The organism is Oligoflexus tunisiensis, assembly GCF_001748245.1.
In the GTDB taxonomy this organism is placed as follows: domain Bacteria; phylum Bdellovibrionota_B; class Oligoflexia; order Oligoflexales; family Oligoflexaceae; genus Oligoflexus; species Oligoflexus tunisiensis.
Genome location: NZ_BDFO01000001.1, coordinates 2,297,109 through 2,316,460, shown reverse-complemented (window position 1 = coordinate 2,316,460; position 19,352 = coordinate 2,297,109). Strand labels below are relative to the sequence as shown.

Below are 19,352 nucleotides of genomic sequence, written 5' to 3'. Positions count from 1 at the left end.
CACGGCTTCAACGATTTTGCTGCGCAGCTTGGCCCGCTGCGATTCCCGTTCGAGCCGCTTGACCTGTGTGACATCACTGATGGTGAGCAGCACCCGGGTGATTTGATTATTCTCGGCCATGACCGCACTCCAGGTCAGGCCCAGCACCTTGATGGAGCCGCGGATGGAAGCCTGGAATTCCTTCACCAGAAGATCGCTGTTGATGTCAAAGTTCAGAACGGGCTCATCAAAGCTCAGGGCCAGCACACTGCGCATCTGGGCCTGAACATCCATGGGGACCGACGAATGGGCGAAGAGCAGCTGAAAGATATCCCGGCCTTCGATATTCCCCGTTTCCAGGATCCGTTCCAGAGCCAGGGAATACTCAGGCAGTATGCGAAAGCTGGCATCGAAGGCCATGATGCCTTCAGGCAGGCTCTGCAGAATCAGGCTGAGATTCTGCTTTTTCTCATAAAGGTCATGCGTTCGCGCGGCCACGGTTCTTTCCAGATTCTGATTGACCTCTCCGACATGCATCAGGAGCTGACGGTTCTGGGTATAGGTTTCGGCAAAGATCACGGCAGTCAGGTAAAGGATCGAGGTGGTGGAGATCAGCGTGCCGAGGAAGATGAGGCTCGTCGAGTGGATCAAACCAAGAGCCAGAAGAATATCATGCACGCTGCAGACAAAAAAGGTCGCTTCCCCGAGCAGCAGGATAAACAGCCGCGAGTTGGCCCTGAACGCATGCCAGCAGTTCCAGACCAGATGCATGGCCATCCAGAAGCTATAAAGGAAGGTGACCTTGCGAACGATTTGGAAGATGAACATATTGAAATTAAACGTCATGGCCACGAGAAGGCCAGCGAGGGCGGCCACCACGATGAAATTGATGCGGTTGATCCGGGGCGTGGCCTTCCAAAAGTATTGCGAATAGGTCACATGTCCCAGGGCCAGGCAGTTGATGCCAATATAGTGCAGAATCCAGAGCTTTTCGGGGTCCACAAGTTTGATCATGTTGTCATGAGGAAAGGCATAGAAGGGGAAAATGCCGATACCCGTAAGCCCGGCCGCGAGATAAAGCGCATAGCGCGTTCTTGCATAAACGGCCAGAAAGAAGAGACCGAACACCAGAAGGACATAGGCCGAGATATTGCGCAATTCACCCGCAAAGAGCTGATAAAACGTGATCACCGGGTCAAATTCCCGATACGGCCGCAGCTGGAACGGCAGCTGATAAACTCCCATCATGAGCCGCGTGTCCACCCGCATGGTGATGACATGCCGGGTTTCCGTAATTTCGAAAACCACCGGAATCGGCTGAATGGAATGATACTGCTCATGCGTGTGACGGCCCTTCCGCGACATGATCTCCTTGCCGTCGAGGAAGATCTGCAGCCGGCTCATATACGCATCCACGTAAAAAACCGCTTTTTTCCCGATCAGCCGGGAATGGAACCGAAAGTTGCCGCGATACCAGCCCACTTCAAACGTTTCCCCATCCTCATAGGCGTTGTTCCAGGTGCCCGGGGCGTCGATCGTGATCCACGAACTGGTGTCGGTTTCCGGATCCTTATTTTGTGGCAAGTCTTCGCGTGTGAAGAGCCAGCGGCCTCGCAGATCCAGGGGACGCTTGAGCGATCGCACCTTGATGTCGCAGGAAAAGCAATTCTCACGGCTTTCGGCCACGAGAAGTCCGCCCCACAAAAAGCAGGAGAGCAGGGCGAAAATCAGCTTTCTTGTGCTTCGCACCAAAACGTCATCCTTGTTGAGATCGGTCCTGAGGAGTTTTTCGGCTCAAAAGCTTTGGATCATGAATGACGTTTTCGTTCGGATAGCGAACGGCGGAGAGCCGGGGCAGGACAAAAGTTCACAAATTATGAAAGCGACCAAAATCCGGACCGCACGTCCGCTCATGGTTGTTGCCTTTCAGAAGGTCCTGGACTTGTCTATACTGAGTCGATGGAAAATAAGGGAGGTTCCCGGATGCTTCGATACTTTGCATGTCTTCTTTTGACCCTTGGCGCCTGTCAATCAACCTCGGCCCCAACCAGCCAGGACAAGGCTTCTGCGGCCAATGAGGATAAGGGTCCCCATGTCAACGATCTGGTGAAACCAAATCAGGAGAAGTGGCTGGCCGGTCAGGTGCAGAATCCGGCCAAAGCCAAAATCACCAAACTCGTGGTCTTTGGCGATGCCCTCTCCGATCCGGGGCATCTGAACAAGCTCACGAACGGTGCCGCGGTTCCTCCGCGCGTCTACTACAAATCGCGCTTCAGCAATGGCCCCATCTGGCCGGATTATGTGGGCGGTGGTCTCAACTGGACGCTCGATAATTTTGCAGTGGGCCTTGCCGAGACCCGGCAGACCGGAACGATGGGCGAAACGGATATCCCTTCCCTTTTGCAGCAGATCAGCAATAACAAAAGCGAACTCAAGAAAATGGATTTTGCCAGCACGCTGGTCGTGGTCTGGATCGGGCCTCAGAATTATGTTCGCAACGCGGTGAAGGCTCAGGACGCCAATCAAAATCCTGTGAGCGAAATCCTCGACCGACAGGTGAAAGAGGCCATCAGCGATATTCAGGATGGCATCGAGGATCTCAAGGATATCGGCTTTCGGCACTTCGTTATCGGGACCATGCCCGAACTGGGCGGCCTCAATCGCAATCCCAAGGATCCTCCCAAGGCGAGCGATGCCACGCTTTATGCGGCGACGGCAGCGCACAATACAGCGCTCCGTGCCATGCTGAAGGAACTGACCAAGGATATGCCGGAAGTAAACATCACCATTTTCCAGGCTTATGAGATCAATCAGAAGACGACGGAAAATCCAAAGAACTATGGCTTCAATCGCATTGATGCGCCCTGTTTTGTCGGCAGTTTGCAAGGTCGCTTCGATGGGGCGAAGGCATTCTGCACGGATCCTTCCGGATTCAAGTATTGGGACTACGTGCATCCCAACAGTAAAATGCAGTGCATCTATGCAAGTCAGTTCCTGGCTGATATCAGCGCGGCAGGCAAGGTTGCCGGTTATGATCAGACCAAAGCCCTGGCCCGTTGCATGGAATTGTGATATATCCTAAAGAGATCCACATTCCCTAGAACGAGGTTTTCGACGTGCGAGTGCCTGCTCTTTTGTTTTCCCTTTGGCTGGTCGTCCCTTCTGTCCAGGCGCGGAGCAGGACGGCTGCCGCCGCCGAATATGGTCCTGGCCAGGTGCTTGCGGCTTTGCGCGAACTGCGGGAACAGCGTGGTGATCCCAGTCCTCCGAAGCTCTCCGTCTGTTTGAAAAGTTCCTCGGGTGGGCAGTGGAGTGATCTGCAAGCTCACTTTTACTGCTGGCTCAAACCTGATCAGCGGGCCTGTTTCACCGGAGCAGTCGATGGCGAGTTCAAGGACCATCCGGAATTGAAGGGCAACTATGATAGGGCCTTTACACATTGTCAGGAGGCCAAGGGACGCGCCTATGGGATCAACTTTGATCGGCCGATGGCGCGACTGACCGCTGAGCAGGCCGAGGTCTTCAAAAATGTTCTGTATCGCCAACCGATGTTTTCCAAGGACGATCAGCGCAAGATTCTGGAGGCGTTCTATGCGAGCGCTGCTCCCGAACGCAAGTCCTTCCCGGCGCCCGCGCCTGAACCCACGCCGCCGCCTCCGGCCATGAGCATGTCGGCGACGCTCGTCAATCCCGATATGGGCGACATTGAAAATGCGACACCTGAGGCTGGATATCCCAAAACCTGCCAGGTGAAATCCGCGCATGCCCGCGCGCTGCAAAAGCCGGATTCCAAAAGTCCCATCGTTGCCATCCTGGATCCCACGACGATCCAAGTCACCGGCCCGGCTCAGGCGTCCAGTGGAACGGATGTCCAGCAATGGTATCCGGTGGAATTTCCACACAAGGGCCGGCTCGTGAAGGCCTGGCTGACTGTTTCTCTCGTCAACTGTCGGATGTGATCAACGCAAGGGGTTTTCGGAGAGACGCTCAGCATCAGGCCGCGGGAACGCCTGCAGCAGCCTGACCGTATAGGGATGCAGAGGATTCTCTGCAAGCTCCCCCGCTGTCTCCATCTCCACAATGCGGCCGCCCGACATCACGGCTATACTATCACAAAAATCCAGAGCCAGCGGCAAATCATGGGTAACCAGAATCACCGAAAAGCCCTGCTTTTCCTGTAGATCCCTGAGCCGTCCCAATATTTCCGCTTGCGTCACCACATCCAAGGCGGTGGTCGGTTCATCCATCATCAAAAGCTGCGGCTCCAGGGCCAGAGCCATGGCGATCACCACGCGCTGGCGCATGCCGCCCGACATTTCAAACGGATAGGATTTCAACACACGCCGCGGCAGTCCCACCCAATCCAGAAGTTCGTGACAACGGGTCAGCTCCTGCGTCCGGGTCCAGTCGGTATGCACCCGCATCGCATCGACCAGCTGGCGTTCCACCGGCATCACAGGATTCAAAGCGTCGAGTGAACTCTGGACGACCAGAGCGATCTCGCGCCAGCGCACTTTGTTCAGGCCTTCCTCATCCAGTTGAAAAAGATCCCGGCCCTTCCAGAAAATGCGGCCGCCCGCGATATACGCCGGCGCCCGGAGACTGCGGAGGATGGCCCGGCACAGCGTGGACTTTCCGCAGCCGGATTCGCCGACGAGGCCCAGAATTTCCCCGGCCCTGATGTCGAGGCTGATACGATCCAGGCAGAGGATGTCCTGCTCCGCATCCGCAAAGGCCACACTGAGATTTCTAATTTCCAGCAACCTGGCTTCGTGCATAACGCAACTCCCTGGCAAGTGGTGTGATGCCGATGGCCCGTTTGAACGGATCCTGCAAACGGCGCCGCAGTATGGTGTCCGCCCGCAAACCGGGATTGTTTACCGCATCCACCGCATAGGACACGAGCGTGAGCGCACTGCAGGACAGGGCAATGCCAAGGCCGGTTGGCACGAAGATCCACCACGAGCCGGTGAGCAGGGCCGCATCATTGCTGGCCCAGTAAAGGTTGGTGCCCCAGCTGATACGATTCATATCCCCAAGGCCCAAAAATTCAAGACCCACCTGCGCGCCGATCGCATAAATCACCGAACCGATCACACTGGAGGCAAACGAAGCGAGAAGATTCGGCAGAATTTCAAAGCTCAGAATGCGCAGCCGCGATTCCCCGACCATTTCTGCGGCCAGAATAAAATCCTTGTTGCGCATCGAGAGCGCCAGACCACGGAAGACGCGGGCCGTCCAGGCCCAGCCGGTGATGGTGAGGACCAACAGCAGAGTCCAGGGCCCGGACGGTAAAAACGCTGCCAGAACAAACGCCAGAGGCAGACCCGGAATCACGAGAACGATATTGATGAAAAAGGAGAGGATGCGGTCGATCCTCCCCCCGGCGTAACCCGCCATCAGACCGATGAAAGCTCCCAGCGCGGTCATGGCAAATCCCGTGATCAAGGCCAGACTCAGGGACGCGGCCGTCCCGGCCACAGTCTGACGCCAGACCTCCTGACCCTGCCCATTGGTTCCCATGGGATGTGCCCAGGATGGGGGCAGCAGAGGTTCCGCGGTGTATTCCGTCGGATCACCGATCACAGCGAGCAGAAGCCATGAGCCCAAAAATAAAAGTGCGAGTAGCAGCAGGCCCATGCGCGACTCGGGATGATCCCTCAAGGCGCGCGCGAGGGGTGTCTGCCGGAAAGATTTTGCAAATTCCTTCATGCCCGTGCTCCTCGGGTGCGGGGGTCAAGCCAAAGATAGGCGAGGTCCACCAGCCAGTTGGCCAGCAGAACCGCGACTGTGATGCAAAAGAAGAGGCCCTGCATAAGGGGGAAGTCCTGGTTGCGAACGGCCTGAACCAGAAGATAACCTTGCCCCGGATACGAAAAGACAATTTCCGTCAGCATCGATCCGGCCAGAACATAACCGATGGCCATGCCAAGGCCCGTGATATTCGGTAAAAGGGCATTGCGCATCGCATAACGATAGAGCACCGCTTTCTGAGGCAGTCCCTTGGTTTGGGCCAGGCTGATGTACTCCGTTCCCAGCACGCTGATCATGGCATTGCGCATGTTCAAAATCCAGCCGCCCATCGTGGCGAGGATAATGGAAAGGGCCGGCAGCACGAGGTGCTGCGCGGCATCCAAAAGAAAGGAAAGACTCCAGGAGGGTTTCATCCCTGCGGAATACGCGTGTCCGATCGGAAACCAGCCGAGCGTAAAACCGAAAAGATAAACGAGCAGCATGGCGAGCCAGAAATAGGGAAAGGAACCAAGAAAGATCAGAAGAGGTGTCACGTAACGATCAATCCAGCCACCTCGATACCAGGCCGCCAAGGCGCCGAGCCAGGTTCCGAGAGAAAAACTCACAAGCAGGGAGAGACCCGCCAGCGCCAGCGTCCAGCCGATGGATTGCAGGATCACGGACGTTACCGTCGCCGGAAAAAAACTGGTTGAGATGCCGAAGTTACCCTGCAAAATGCTGCGAAAATAGGTGATAAACTGCTGCCAGAGCGGAGCCTCGGTAAAACCCAGGGTCTGCCGCAGCGCTTCAATCGCTTCCGGTTGGAGCTGGCCCTGAAAGCGCGCGAACATGATACTGGCTGGATCACCGGGCATGAGACGGGGCAAAAGAAAGTTTACAAGCAGCGAGAACAGCAGAGCCGCTCCGTAAAATCCGAGACGCTTCAGAGCATTCAGCACGATCCCCTCACAGCGTAACGCGGGTGACGGGTTTGATTTCCGTCAGCACCTGCAGGATTTCGGGTCGATAGTTCGGCGACAGCACCGCATAGGGATTTTGCGGTGTGGGAAAATTCTGGAAGTAACGCGTATGGGCCGTGCCCCAGGCCGGATTGGGAAAGAGCGGAATGGCGGGAGCCTTGGCCATGAAGAGGATTTGCAGTTCATGGACAAGCTGCTGTTTGGTGGCGGCATCAAACGTACTCGCGAGTTTTTCCAGTCTGGCTTCCACTTCGCTGTCACCAAAGCGATGCCAGTTGCTGGCGGCGGGTGTGCCGATCGGCTGTCTGGTTTTCTCCGACATCAGAAAGCGATAGAATTCGTAAGGCTCGACGGTATCGGTCGACCATGAAATGGCCCCCTGAAACTCCCCGCGTTGCAGCTGACTGAACCAGGCGCCGAAATCATAAGTTCTGAGGCGCGCATCAATGCCGATGGCGCGCAGATTGAGACTGATAATCTGAGCGGCCCGCACCCAGTCCGACCAGCCGCTGACCACATTGATATCGAGCGACCAGACCTCACCGTTGGGCAGGCGCCGCATGCCCTTGTCATCCTTTTTCAGACCCAGCTGATCGAGCAGAGCCTCAGCCTTGTCCGGCTGAAAGCGCACCCAATCCGAACCGGGATGATCCGCCGGCAAACGCCAACGGCCGAGGCCCTGGGTCATGCCTGAGGCATGGCCCGGTTCTGAATAATTGAACATGGCAACCTTGACGATTTTCTGCCGATCCATCGCCATGCTGATGGCGCGCCGCACCTCCGCCTGATCATAGGGCACCGTGGTCGTATTCAGATAGAGAAAGACCATATTGCCCACCAGCGGAAACCAGTAGCGGTTGTGTTCGGGGTCCCTGTCCACATAAATGCGTTCCACGGCGGGAACGAAATTGGCTGCAAGATCGATGTTGCCCTGCAGAAGGTTGAGCATGACCTGCTCATTGCTGGCGAAGGCGGGAAAACGCAGAGCCTTCACAGCCGCCTTATCCTTCTGCCAGTAATAAGGATTGCGGCCGATTTCAAAGACCTGATTTTCAAACAATGTGACCTCCGTATAGGGCCCGGTGGCCACCGGATGTTCGTTGGCAAAGCTGACCGGATCCGGCACATCCTTCCAGCTGTGAGCGGCGACCAGCGGCTGCTGCATGATCTGGAGCACGCCGGGAGCAAAGGCTCTCTGAAAATGAAAACGGAGCTGCGTGTCATCCATCACTTCGATGCTCTTCACAAAATTCCAGATGCCGTTGCTATCGAGCGCAGGAAATTTTCGCAACAGTTGAAAGGTAAAGGCCACATCCCTGGCCGTAAATGGTTTCCCATCCGACCAGCGCACACCGGACCTCAAGGTGACTTTAAGCTGGTGGTGCATCGGGTCTTCAAAATCCGCACGCAAACCGAGCCAGGGAATCAGACGGCCTTCCATGCGGTTATAAATCATCAACGGTTCATACATGGCGCCCAGGGTCACCCAACGGGCCCCTGCGGCGGCGGACAGGGGATTGAAGTTACGAATCCATGAGGCATTTTGTTCGGTGGAAATGACCAGATGATCGCGCGGTGCGCTGGCCTTTTTTTCCGCATGACAACCGAACAGGATGAGCAGAAGCCATAAGCTCCTCCATGAACCTTGCACGTGCCTCCCCTTTTTAGCTAAGATTGAACTCCTTGAGACGTATACGCTGTTCGCGGGCCTCGCAGAACAGTTCAAAATCCTCGAGCATTTTTTCCAGCACCAGCGTGGCCGCACCCAGAGCGGTTTGCTTTTCCCCAAAGCGGCTGCATTCCAGCGGCACGCTGCGCAGCTCGGGCCATACCAGATGGCGCGGAATATCCTCCCGCAGCATGCCCAGCAGTTCGTCGCCAAGATCAGGCACGATCCCTCCGACGATCACCAGCTCCGGATCAAAACTCACCATGGCATTGGCAATGGCGAGCGCGAGCCGATGGATGAATTTCTCCACGATGGCGCGGGTGCTGGCATCACCGCTTTCGTAGGCTTCCTTCAAGAGAGCCCCGCGATGCACAACCCCCGGCTGACGCTGGCTCACCTTGATCCTGAGTTCTTCGAGCACATAGGGAATGCCCACCATCGCGTTCAAATTATCGAGCGTCGGATCCTTGTTGAGTCTGCGATCGGCAAGGAAGGTATGACCCAGCTCACCCGCAAGCCCATGGGCGCCCGCAAAAATTTTGCCGTCAATGATCACACCGGCACCCAAACCCGAGGCCACCTTCAGATACAAAAGGTGTTTGCGGCTTTGTCGTTCCGTCCACCAAAGTTCCGCCAGCGCGCCCAGGTTGGCATCATTCTCCATGAAAATCGGGATGGAAACATGCTCCTTGAGAATGCGGCTGAGCCCGAGTCCAGCCCACTTCGGGTGAATGGCCGGATGCATGGATTGACTGTCACCGGTGGAATAGACCGGGCTCGTCACGCCGATTCCAAGACCGATCACCTTGCGCCCGCGACGTCGGGCGAGCGTGATGCCTTCCTTCAAAAGTTCCATCGCCTGCTGGATGGACTGCTCCGGAAATTCCCGGGTCTGCGCAGGCACGGAGAGCCATTCCACTTCCTGACCGCGCAGATTGCTCAGCATGAGGCTCATATGCGAGGCCCCGAAGTCGAGGCCGGCAATCAGGTGCGCATCATCTTCAAAACGCAGCAGCACAGGCCGCCGGCCGCCGCTCGATTCCCCTGGACCGATTTCACTGATCAGCCCGAGATCCAAATGCTCTGCAACAATCGCCGAGATGCTGGGGCGGCTCATGCCGGTGATGCGGGCCAGGTCCGCGCGTGAAATCACCTGATGCTGCCACAAGAGGCGCAACAGCAGATTGTTGTTCGACAGTCTGATATCGGATGCATCCAAACCTTGAAAGACTTTCATGATTTCCCCTTTGACACCCTTTGGAATTGCGGGGATCAGAGTACATCAAACACTTTATTCGCGGCGATCACTTCTTTCAGCCAGTGGAAACTCGCCTTGGGAATTCTCTCCTGGCTGGCATAATCCACGTAAACAAGGCCAAAACGTTTCTCATAGCCATGGGCCCATTCAAAATTGTCGAGGATGGACCACGCAAAATACCCCTTCAGCGGGATGCCACGTGCGCAGACCTGAGCCACCTGATCCAGGTGCAAGGCGAGGTAACGGAGCCGATGCGCGTCATGAATCTGTCGATCGGCCGTCAATTGATCCGCGTAGGCCGCGCCATTTTCCGTGATGTACCAGGCCTTGACCGGATAATCCCGGGCGAGACGTACAAAAAGATCCTGCAGCCCCTCCGGATGGATTTCCCAGTCCATCGCTGTGTAGTGCAGAGGATCCTTTTGCGCGGCCTTCTCCGCTGCACTGCGCTCCCCCAGAACCGTGCGCGAATAATAATTCACGCCGAGAAAATCATTGGGCTGGGCGATGGTTTTCAGGTCTCCCTGCTGAATAAAATCCCAGCCGCGGGGGCCAAGGGCGCCCTGGTTTTCATGGTGTTGGATCATGTCCTCCGGATAGCAGGCTCGGAAGAGTGGATCGAGATACCAGCGATTGAAATCACCATCAAAGAGGTGCGCCGCGGCCTCATCCTCAGGCTTTCCCGGCGTCGCGGGATAAGCGGGATTCAAGTTGAGTGTGATACCCGCCGTGGCATCCGGCGCCAGCTCACGGATTCTTTGCATGGCGAGCCCGTGCGAGAGCAGAACGTGATGAGCGGTCTCCAGCGCCGCGCGTGGGTTTTGCAGGCCCGGTGCATGCTCGCCGAGACGATGACCGAGCACAGCCACACACCAGGGTTCATTGTGGGTGATCCAATGTTTCACTCGGTCCCCGAGTTGCGCGACACAGTATGCGGCATAGTCGGCAAAAGCAAACGCGGTATTCCGGTTGCGCCAGCCGCCCTTGCGTTCCAGGGCGAAGGGCAGATCCCAATGATAAAGAGTGACCCAGGGTGTGATGTTTTTTTCCAAAAGGGAATCGATCAGCCTCTTATAGAAATCAAGGCCGATGGCGTTGCTGCGGCCACGGCCTTCCGGGAAAATCCGCGGCCAGGCCATGGAGAAACGATAAGCGCGGGCTCCGAGCTCAGACAGGAGCTCGACATCACGCGGCCAAAGGCGATAGTGATCACAAGCCACAAGACCATTACTTCCATCGCGTATTCGGCCGGGCTGGGCACAGAAATCATCCCAGATGCTCGGCCCGCGTCCATCTCCCGGAACGGTTCCTTCGATTTGAAACGAGGAACTGGCGGCACCCCAGATAAAATTTTTCGGAAAAGATCGTTCCTGCATGATCATCCTGTTCTGCATCCTCTATGAAGGAAAATGGCAGCGAACCTCACGCGTGCCCATTCGGATTAACGCGGGGCCAGCCTTCACACACAGATCCTGAACCTTGGGGCAGCGTGTCGCGAAAAGGCAGCTGCGCGTTTCCCGCAGCTGAGCGGTGAGCATGCCGGCGTCCCTGGGTTTTTCCACTGTTTTGGCGATCCGTTCCGTAGCCACCTTCAAAAGAAGCTGCGTATAGGGATGGGCCGGCTGTTGGCGAATCTCCGCGACCGGTCCGGCCTCCACCACTTGACCGGCATACATGACGACCAGGCGATCGCTTAAATAAAACGCGCTCGGCAGATCATGTGTGATCAAAAGGATCGCCAGCTGATGCATCGCGCGCAGGTCTTTCAGAAGATTCAGAATATCCATGCGAATGGAAACATCGAGCATGGAGGTCGGTTCATCCGCGATCAGAAGAGCCGGGCGGACAGCCAGGGCGCGTGCGATGGCCACACGCTGCCGCTGCCCGCCCGAAAGTTCAAAGGGAAATTTCTCCAAAAAACCAGGACCCGGGCGCAGGCCCACAGAGTCCAGAATTTCACCAGCCTTGTCCGCCTTCTGTCCATGCAGAACAAGCGAGCGCTTCACGTGATAGCCGACGCTATGCACCGGGTTCAGGGAGGCAAAGGGATCCTGAAAAATCATCTGCACCTGCGAACCAAAACGCCAGCGATCCTTCTGATGCCGCGCACGTCCCTTCTGCAGTTCCCCACGCAGGACATAACGTCCCTGATCCGGTGTTTCCAAACGAGCCAGAATCCGTCCCAGCGTGCTTTTCCCACTGCCCGACTCGCCGAGCACAGCTAGGATTTCCCCCACCTGCACGTCCAGGTTGATGTCCTCGAGGGCATGGATCCGCTTGCGCGCACCGAACAGTCCGGATGTAACCGGCCAGGTTTTGGTTATGCCGCGCAGCTCGATGAGTGGGTTCATGACACCTGCTTCCCGACTTTGTTAAATGATTTAACAAAACGGTTCTACCAGTGCAAAGACTGAGGGTCAAGCGGTCTAGATGGCACATTGAAATGAAAAAAAATGCCAAAAAGTCTGTGACCCTGGAGCTGTTTGCATGAAAAAGACTGCCATCTGGAGACGACATCAATCAATATGTGTGCCTGATCATTGATTCAAACGAAATCATGAATGATGAGGTCATAGGTCGAGCGGATTCACTCTTTATTCATGGCAAAGGGTTCCCTCGGGAAGGGCGCATTAACATGGAAGTTCAATGCGCAAGACAAATGGTCGATAAGCTGCCCCCTCGCTACCCGACAATCCTATCGTAATAGTGCCGCCGGCCCCCTCGATGAATTCTTTGATTGCGGCCATACCTACGCCACGACCCGATATTTCAGACACCTGTTCGGCCGTACTCATGCCGCTTTCCCAAATCAATGCAGCAATTTCGGTATCAGACTTATCGGCTGTGAGGCGCCCTTCTTGGGCTTTGGCACGTAGGCGAGCTATAGCGAGTCCTCGTCCATCGTCGCTAAACGTCAGTCGGAAACGATTTTCTGGCAGCTGTTTGGTGGAAATCGTTATGGTGCCGTAAGCAGGTTTCTGCTGAGGCAGCCGCTCCTCGGCAGATTCGATACCATGATCCAAATGGTTTCGAAGCAAGTGAACCAGCGACTGGGTCAAGGCAAGCCGGGTTTGGTCACCAATACGAAGATCGTCCCCATTCACAACAAAGCGTGGACTCTCTTTAGAAAGCTGTTTTGCAATCGCTCGGGTGTTTGATTCGAAACTCCAAAGATGCGTATGCAGTTGGGTAAATATCTTCGGATAGACGGTTTTGATCATTGAATCGACATGTTGTTCCAAGATATTGAAGGTTTCGTCGGTCATTTGTCTCACTGCACTGGCAGCATTAAGTTGATCGATCTGTCGTGCGCTATCCCTTAGAAACTCTTTTGGCAGAGCGATAAGTGAGTCTTCCATGGTCTTTTTCAAAACCTGGGTAAAGCACTGGCGATATTCTTCCAATAGGTCTACCACCCTCCGATGCATATCCAAAATGGACGATCTGGAGAAGGGCGGCCCCAGCAACTGCATGCTATTGACAGCACTCTCTATGGAGTGAATCTCCCGAAGAAAACTTGCTCAGGTTCAGGGTTCGGGCCTCACCTTTGATGGTATGAAGCATGATAAAAAGAAACTTCAAGGTCTCCGTCGATAGAGACTCTGCGGTGCCGAAACGTTCGGTCATAAGGCCGACCAGGCGATCGGTGCTCGAAATAAACTGCACTAGTTTCGCGTCATCTTCGACGTGGACCAACTCGCGTACCAGATCCATGATCGCATCCTGACGTTCCTTGGCCGCAGCGAGTTTCTTCTCGACTGTAATATCGGTCACAGTGAGAAGAAGATTTTGACACTCAAGTGACCCGTAGCTTTCGGGGGTATAAGTCACAGCGAGCACTTTCTCAGGCAGTCGTATCTCAGCCGGTAACTTGTCACGATTCATATCAAAGGCCAGGAGATCCTCGCCAATGATGGCCTGGAAGCTCTGCCAGGCTTGATCTCGCTCGTCAGCAGACGCCTGACTTTGGTCGATTGCCACCTCGCGAAACGTGCGTCCTTGAATAGTCTCAGTCCCGAAAATTTCAATTGCTCGTGCCGAAGCGCTGTCGGAAATGATCCCGCCTGGCATCAGACGGAGGACGCCTTGGGGAATGTGATCCAAAATGCTTCGAATTTCAGCTGTCTGTATGGCCACGCGTTCGGCGAGTGTGGTGTTGAGGCCATTGAGTTCCGCGTTACGCTTTTCGAGCTGCTTGGTCAGAACAAGGTTTTCGTCAAAGCTATCAGCGAAATCCTGCGACAAGGCGATAGCGTGCATCAACATAAAGACGAACATGCCTGGTTTTTCGAGTATGGGAAGACTATTGCCGAATAAGGTGTAGTTGGCGATATTCCAAGCGATGGACGCATTGAGAATAAAGATTCCGAAGGCAATAAATCTGGCATTGCGATCGTTGAGACGCAAAAGACGCCAAAGAAGGTGAACCTGGACTCCCGAGCCAAGAAGGAGTAAGGACGCTGTCGCGAAGTCAATTAACGAGTGGAATTGCGAATAACAACGGATTCCGGCAACGCCAACGGGAATCATCAGCACACAGCAGGTCGCATAGAACATGGCATAGCGGCGAGATAAAAGGCGATAACGCACGAGTAAAAAATGAGTGGGCACATAGGAAAACATTGCCACGGCGATGAATACTTGAATCTCAGCCCAGAAGATTTGCCAAATAACATCCTGCGTCAACCATTGGTAGAAACCGATCTGAATCAAGTAGGTAGGCAGTATCCATGTGCTGTTAATCGTTTTCCAGAGGCCACATAAGACAATGAGTGTAACCAGTACGTAAGGAATGTGAAAACGTCGCTGAACGGTAAGGGCCGTCAGGTAGATCCCAAAAGCGGCCATAAGTCCAAGGAAAAACCAATCAATAGCCACGTCGATGTATGTTGATTCCTGATGCCGCAGAACATAGCCACTCATCTGATTTTGGTAATCGGCGGTAATGAAAGAGACCGTGATCTCACCTTGGCTTTTGTTGATCGGAAAATTCATTCGCATAGGCATTTCGCGCTGCCCGTTGATATGGAAATCGGTCGCGCTGATTGAGAAAAGAGGGAAGCTGAGTGTCCAATCCGAAGCTAACAGAGGGTCGTACCTGAAATATATGCGGTAGGTATAGTAGGGGAGCATCTCAGTCTGCTTGTGGTGTTTGATTTTTGCATCGTATGTAAAGCAATGCTCCTCGTTAGGAGAATCGATTCGGCAGAGCTTTTCAATTGGCAGGACGGAGCCTTCCTTGTAGCTGGCGAGAGGGATGACATTGAACCGATCTTCATAAGCCACGGGTGGATTTCGGAATGAGGTCGACCCGAAAAGTGCTGAAGAGCCACTGAAGAAGCTCGCGAGAAACGCGAGAACCAATATTGTTCGCAAGGGCACCCCCAGGCACATCTGTCAGCAAAATTGAAGTGGGACCCCTAAATTGTAACAGACTTAAGACATCCTCGGGATGGATGAATATGAATTCACAGGAACATGGGTGGCTGGACTATGGTGGGCGGGAGAAAGGCGCAACTTGATGGCCTTGGAGGCCATCAAGCCAGCGTGAGATCCCGAACTATTATTTGGCTTTACTCGTCAGAAACTGGGCCCCCTGTTCCAAACGCAGAATCGGATAACGATTCAGCCGTTCATCGAAACTCGGATGCCGCCGATAGAAAAAGTCGAGGCGGGCCTGCGGACTCTTGGCGAAATCGGGGTCTTCGGCGAGGCGCTTTTCAAACTCCTGTTTCACGGCCGGATCCTTGAGCATTTCCTGGGCGACCTGCTCGGCCACATAGGGTTCCATGTATTCCTTGCGCTCGAAGATTTCATTCAGATAACCCCAGGCGAGGAAGGAATCGGAACTCTCCGGTTCCATCAGCTGCATCAGGAGGATGACGTTGGGCTGAGCAATGGGAACCCACAGCGATCCGGCACTAATGCGTTCCTGGGACGGGCTCCACTGACCTTTATACTCCGCCCTCTGATGCTTCTCATAGCTGCTGTTCGCGAGCTTCACATCAGTGATGCGATAGGCGGAAGCATTCACATCCTGACCTTGTTTCAACACCTGATACTGCAGCCGATGGGCCTTGAGCCTGGGCTCCACGATATCACGATAGGCGGCAGGCACCAGATAACCCGAGGCTGGCGCCGTGAGCTGCAGGCCTGGAATGACTTCCTTGCGCAAAGGCATTTTCCAGACTTCGGGTTTGCTGGGATCATAGACGGTCATCAGCTGTCCGGACACCGGTGAATCACGGCGGGTATACTCATAGCCCAGGAACTCGAACGTTTCCGTCTTGTCCGAGTTGCGATACGTGAGGGTCGCTGTTTTCCCTGCCAACTGACTCATCTCCCGATCCGCAGCGTCCGCCGCCGCACGCCAGGCGCGACCATGAGCAGCCGTGGCTTTCACAATGGAATCCAGAGTCGCCAGAGTCGCCCGACAGCGGTGCGCGTAGTCGCGCCAGGAGTGGGTTTCCACCAGGATGCCGAAGCGATTGCGCAGGCCCCAGTAGCCATTGGAAAAGCGCGGGGAATGGGGACGGGCGCTGATGCCACTGGTGGGATCATCATCCTTTTCAAAGCTGGGATAAAACCAAAGAGGTTTATGCCCCACCTGGCTCAGATCACTCATGATCTGCGTCCGAAGATTCAGCGCAGCATTTTTCAAAGCCTCAGGACCGGCCATCGAAGGTTCCACCATCACGGCGACATCATGCTGAAACTGAGCCCCATCGGTGACATGCAGATCGACATAAACCAAAGGATCCCAGCGATTCAAAAGTTCATGCATGGCCTGCATTTCCGGTGCATCGACCTTCAGATAATCGCGGTTGAGATTGTAGTTCTGCGAGGTCGTGCGCCAGCCCATTTCCTCGGGACCAACCTGATTGGGCCGATTGTTTTTCCCAAAGCGCTCATGACCATCGACATTGAACACCGGAACGAAGACCAGCGTGGCTTTTTGCAAAACGCCGGGCAAACGTTTGCCTTCCAGCACCTCACGCAGAAAGACAAAGCCGGCATCCTTGCCATCGATTTCACCGGAGTGAATGCCGCCCTGGAACAGGATCACCGGGCGCTCCCGCTTTTTACCATCACCGGCCACCAGCGACAGCATCGGGCGACCTTCCGGCGTCGTTCCGAATTTCTGGCAAACGACCTGTCTGGGGAAGTGCTTGGGAAACTCCTCGCAGAGCCGCTCGACTTCACTGTAGCGGCCGGTCCGTTTCCAATCGCTCTTCTCGGCTACGGTTTTCAAAGCATCAGCCGAAGGCGCCGCACCCAGAGGGGAAGCGACAGCCAGGGCAAGGGTAACTAATGATGGTCTTAGGCGCATAAGCGTCTCCCTTTCTGTCATCACACCTTGACACTGAAAGGTGTGAAGTTGGTATCTCGATCGAAGTAGTCTTCGTTTTCCTTCTTCTTCAGAAAGTTCACGATTCGATAAGTCAAAGGTGTGGCCAGGATTTCCCAGCCGACCTTGATCACATAGTTGGCCAGCATCACCTTGAGCAGCAGATCATTGGACCAGCTGCCGTAAAACGCAAGCGGATAAAATACCAGGCTGTCGATCGCTTCCCCACCCAGCGTGGATCCGATGGTGCGCATCCAAAGGAAGCGTCCTTCGGTGAACAGCTTCATCTTCGCCAGGATGTAGGAATTGGTCAGTTCGCCGATAAAATAAGCGAAAATCGAAGCGGCCACAATGCGCGGCGTCGAGGCGAAGATCTGTTCCAGGGCCGCCTGCCCTGTATAACCCTCGGCGGCCGGCAGAGTCACCACAATCCAGGACATCAGCGAGGCGAAGATCAAAGCTCCGAAGCCAGCCCATACCACCCGGCGCCCGCGGGCATAGCCGTAAACTTCCGTCAGAATATCGCCAAACAGATAGCTCAACGGAAAAAAGAGATTCCCGCCGCCGAACGTGAAGCCGGCAATCGTGACAACCTTGCTCACACCGATCAGATTCGAACACAGGAGGACGCAAACAAAGGCGGCCATGATGAGATCATAGTAACGATACTGACGTTGATCGGACGTGGACCGGCTTTCGGCCTTTTTCTTCACCATGCGAATCTCCTGGATGGACAACGACCATTAACATGAATTCACAGATCTGTCTTTTGCAGTCTCATTGTCGGCAAAAATCGCCGGGTGTGCAAAGAGAGAATCACGGTTCACACAAACCTGGATCCAGCAGGAATTACGCGCTTCGCGCAGGCGGAAATCTTTACCCAGCAGCCGGCAAAGCGCCACCATTGCGCGTCATATAGGCTGATGTTATGATTCAAGTGTAGGCAGCCTGTCGCTGCTTGCCAGACATGGTTTGAAAGGAAAGGCCCTACTATGGCGACGAGAAATGCAGAGCTTGTGGAAACGACAGTCGAGGTTCTGCCCCTGACCGGGGAATTTGAAGAGGAACCCATGCTGTCCCGTTACTTCACTCTTGAGCAGCTCACATGGTCAGAGCTGGCAAGAAAGAAGGGCATCAACAACCGTCCCAGCGAGTCGCAAATCGAAAACCTCAAGTATCTTTGCACCATGGTGCTGGATCCTTTGAAGGAAAAGATCGGCAAGCACGTCACCATCGTCTCGGGCTTTCGCAGTCGTGAACTGAACGCCGCGATGTTTGGCTCGCCTGAGAGCTGGCATATGGCGGAGGATGATAAGGCTGCTGTGGATATCGTCTGCAAAGGCGCTTCGCTCAAACGCATCGCCGAAACACTCGATGAACTGCAGGTGCCTTTTGATAAAGTGATTATTAGCTATGATCGCGCGATCGTGCATATTCAGGCACGGCGGCCCAAACGCGAAAACATCGCCCGCAAGATCGTGGGTGGCGTGGTGCGTTACCAGGCGATCAAAGGTTAAAGCCGGTGCGGGGACGCTGAACCCCGCCCTCTCCAATCCCCTGACCATGACGTCTCAGGCCCGCTGCTTCCGCAACCAGACTTCCGCCGCAGCTTCCAAGGAACCCCAGAAACTTTTATTCGCTTCCGTGTCCCTAATCGCATGAGGCCAGGTGCCAATGTAAAGAATGGTCGCGCCATGCGGCTTCCATTGGGGCAGAAGTTCATCAACTTCCTCAAGGGTCGTCAGCCAGCAGATCGGGCTGCGCGTTGGGTGATGCGCGACCAGGGCCACCGGCCGCTCGGGATCCGCGCCCGCCAGGAGCAGGCGTTCGACAAAAATCTCAATCCGCCCGCGTCCCACGTCAACGGCCAGCGTTTGAGCATCATCAGCCAGATAACGCCAGAAATGGCGATCACCGCGGACCTGAGTGGATGGGATGATGCGGAACGCGCCGGGTTGCGCTTCCGAAAGCCAGGGCAGGCCGAGGTTCCATGCCTCATCATGCAGCGCCTGTAAACTGGGAAAGAAACGTTTCCGCACACCCAGGCGCCGCAGGATGGTCAGCTCGTGCTCCAAACGTTTCTTATGATCCATTTGATTGAAACTGAGACGCACGACCCTCGCGCCGCTGTGGAGCAGCTCGGCCAGCTCGCGGCCTTCCTTTTCCAGCTGCGAGGCATCCTGCGCCGTCAGAATCTTCCAGCGCTTGTCCGCTCCGAAGGCGAGCACCGCGTCTTCCATAGCGCTCTCGCAACAGATAACATCCGCCTGTTGAATCAGGGCCCGGCCCATCAGAGTCAGCTGTGTGAGTTGACCTGTGCCTATTCCTACCACTGAAAGCTCTGACGGATGCATCGTACGAATCCTCTCCATATGAAAAAAAGTG

The 19,352-nt window shown here is 55.2% G+C and carries 15 protein-coding genes and 1 pseudogene; 3 read left to right on the top strand and 13 right to left on the bottom strand.

Features of this window, described 5'->3' with window-relative positions:
• Nucleotides 1-1,728 (bottom strand): annotated as a pseudogene (locus OLTU_RS32300) (7TM-DISM domain-containing protein); the annotation flags it as partial.
• Between the two features lie 234 nt (nucleotides 1,729-1,962).
• On the opposite strand from OLTU_RS32300, the gene OLTU_RS10060 reads away from it, so the two are divergent.
• Both OLTU_RS10060 and OLTU_RS10055 read left to right on the top strand, forming a co-directional pair.
• On the top strand, nucleotides 1,963-3,051 hold the full coding sequence (locus OLTU_RS10060) for an SGNH/GDSL hydrolase family protein (RefSeq protein WP_176736493.1): 1,089 nt from the start codon (nucleotides 1,963-1,965) through the stop codon (nucleotides 3,049-3,051).
• A 44-nt stretch (nucleotides 3,052-3,095) separates the two neighbouring features.
• On the top strand, nucleotides 3,096-3,938 hold the full coding sequence (locus OLTU_RS10055; protein ID WP_141732632.1) for a hypothetical protein: 843 nt from the start codon (nucleotides 3,096-3,098) through the stop codon (nucleotides 3,936-3,938).
• Here OLTU_RS10055 and OLTU_RS10050 read toward each other — a convergent pair whose 3' ends face one another.
• From OLTU_RS10050 to OLTU_RS10000, 11 genes are all read right to left on the bottom strand, one after another.
• The gene (locus OLTU_RS10050) at nucleotides 3,939-4,757 is read right to left on the bottom strand and encodes an ABC transporter ATP-binding protein (protein ID WP_141732631.1); all 819 of its coding nucleotides are present in this window, start codon (nucleotides 4,755-4,757) and stop codon (nucleotides 3,939-3,941) included.
• Complete coding sequence (locus OLTU_RS10045) at nucleotides 4,729-5,691, bottom strand: ABC transporter permease (protein ID WP_141732630.1); 963 nt, start codon at nucleotides 5,689-5,691, stop codon at nucleotides 4,729-4,731. Before OLTU_RS10045 ends, OLTU_RS10050 begins: the two co-directional genes overlap by 29 nt.
• Nucleotides 5,688-6,671 (bottom strand): ABC transporter permease, encoded by a 984-nt coding sequence (locus OLTU_RS10040; RefSeq protein ID WP_176736492.1) that lies wholly within the window; start codon nucleotides 6,669-6,671, stop codon nucleotides 5,688-5,690. Before OLTU_RS10040 ends, OLTU_RS10045 begins: the two co-directional genes overlap by 4 nt.
• Nucleotides 6,672-6,678: 7 nt before the next feature.
• Entirely contained in the window at nucleotides 6,679-8,343 is a 1,665-nt protein-coding gene (locus tag OLTU_RS10035) for an ABC transporter substrate-binding protein (RefSeq protein WP_141732629.1), read from the bottom strand.
• A 13-nt stretch (nucleotides 8,344-8,356) separates the two neighbouring features.
• Complete coding sequence (locus OLTU_RS10030; protein ID WP_141732628.1) at nucleotides 8,357-9,598, bottom strand: ROK family protein; 1,242 nt, start codon at nucleotides 9,596-9,598, stop codon at nucleotides 8,357-8,359.
• Nucleotides 9,599-9,633: 35 nt separating this feature from the next.
• Nucleotides 9,634-10,995 carry a GH1 family beta-glucosidase gene (locus OLTU_RS10025; protein ID WP_141732627.1) on the bottom strand — a complete coding sequence of 454 codons (1,362 nt, stop codon included), beginning with the start codon at nucleotides 10,993-10,995 and terminating at the stop codon, nucleotides 9,634-9,636.
• Between the two features lie 21 nt (nucleotides 10,996-11,016).
• Nucleotides 11,017-11,970 (bottom strand): ABC transporter ATP-binding protein, encoded by a 954-nt coding sequence (locus tag OLTU_RS10020; RefSeq protein ID WP_141732626.1) that lies wholly within the window; start codon nucleotides 11,968-11,970, stop codon nucleotides 11,017-11,019.
• A 279-nt stretch (nucleotides 11,971-12,249) separates the two neighbouring features.
• Nucleotides 12,250-13,023, bottom strand: coding sequence for an ATP-binding protein (locus OLTU_RS10015; RefSeq protein ID WP_176736491.1), 774 nt, complete (start codon nucleotides 13,021-13,023; stop codon nucleotides 12,250-12,252).
• A 70-nt stretch (nucleotides 13,024-13,093) separates the two neighbouring features.
• Nucleotides 13,094-14,905: a 7TM-DISM domain-containing protein gene (locus tag OLTU_RS10010; protein WP_218109953.1), complete on the bottom strand. Its 1,812-nt coding sequence runs from the start codon at nucleotides 14,903-14,905 to the stop codon at nucleotides 13,094-13,096.
• A 277-nt stretch (nucleotides 14,906-15,182) separates the two neighbouring features.
• The gene (locus tag OLTU_RS10005) at nucleotides 15,183-16,949 is read right to left on the bottom strand and encodes a M14 family metallopeptidase (protein ID WP_141732623.1); all 1,767 of its coding nucleotides are present in this window, start codon (nucleotides 16,947-16,949) and stop codon (nucleotides 15,183-15,185) included.
• A 20-nt stretch (nucleotides 16,950-16,969) separates the two neighbouring features.
• A complete protein-coding gene (locus tag OLTU_RS10000) occupies nucleotides 16,970-17,683 on the bottom strand; it encodes a queuosine precursor transporter (protein WP_141732622.1) in 714 nt (237 codons plus the stop codon).
• A 276-nt stretch (nucleotides 17,684-17,959) separates the two neighbouring features.
• Between OLTU_RS10000 and OLTU_RS09995 the strand changes: the two genes are divergently transcribed.
• Nucleotides 17,960-18,484, top strand: a complete 525-nt coding sequence (locus tag OLTU_RS09995; RefSeq protein ID WP_141732621.1) for a D-Ala-D-Ala carboxypeptidase family metallohydrolase — start codon at nucleotides 17,960-17,962, stop codon at nucleotides 18,482-18,484.
• Nucleotides 18,485-18,538: 54 nt separating this feature from the next.
• Here OLTU_RS09995 and OLTU_RS09990 read toward each other — a convergent pair whose 3' ends face one another.
• Nucleotides 18,539-19,321, bottom strand: a complete 783-nt coding sequence (locus tag OLTU_RS09990) for an SAM-dependent methyltransferase (RefSeq protein ID WP_176736490.1) — start codon at nucleotides 19,319-19,321, stop codon at nucleotides 18,539-18,541.
• Nucleotides 19,322-19,352: the final 31 nt, after the last annotated feature.

Coding starts and splice junctions, on each gene's coding strand:
- OLTU_RS09990 (WP_176736490.1), bottom strand. CDS start 19,321: ATGCATCCGTCAGAGCTTTCAGTGGTAGGAATAGGCACAGGTCAACTC.
- OLTU_RS10060 (WP_176736493.1), top strand. CDS start 1,963: ATGCTTCGATACTTTGCATGTCTTCTTTTGACCCTTGGCGCCTGTCAA.
- OLTU_RS10020 (WP_141732626.1), bottom strand. CDS start 11,970: ATGAACCCACTCATCGAGCTGCGCGGCATAACCAAAACCTGGCCGGTT.
- OLTU_RS09995 (WP_141732621.1), top strand. CDS start 17,960: ATGGCGACGAGAAATGCAGAGCTTGTGGAAACGACAGTCGAGGTTCTG.
- OLTU_RS10005 (WP_141732623.1), bottom strand. CDS start 16,949: ATGCGCCTAAGACCATCATTAGTTACCCTTGCCCTGGCTGTCGCTTCC.
- OLTU_RS10050 (WP_141732631.1), bottom strand. CDS start 4,757: ATGCACGAAGCCAGGTTGCTGGAAATTAGAAATCTCAGTGTGGCCTTT.
- OLTU_RS10030 (WP_141732628.1), bottom strand. CDS start 9,598: ATGAAAGTCTTTCAAGGTTTGGATGCATCCGATATCAGACTGTCGAAC.
- OLTU_RS10000 (WP_141732622.1), bottom strand. CDS start 17,683: ATGGTGAAGAAAAAGGCCGAAAGCCGGTCCACGTCCGATCAACGTCAG.
- OLTU_RS10045 (WP_141732630.1), bottom strand. CDS start 5,691: ATGAAGGAATTTGCAAAATCTTTCCGGCAGACACCCCTCGCGCGCGCC.
- OLTU_RS10025 (WP_141732627.1), bottom strand. CDS start 10,995: ATGCAGGAACGATCTTTTCCGAAAAATTTTATCTGGGGTGCCGCCAGT.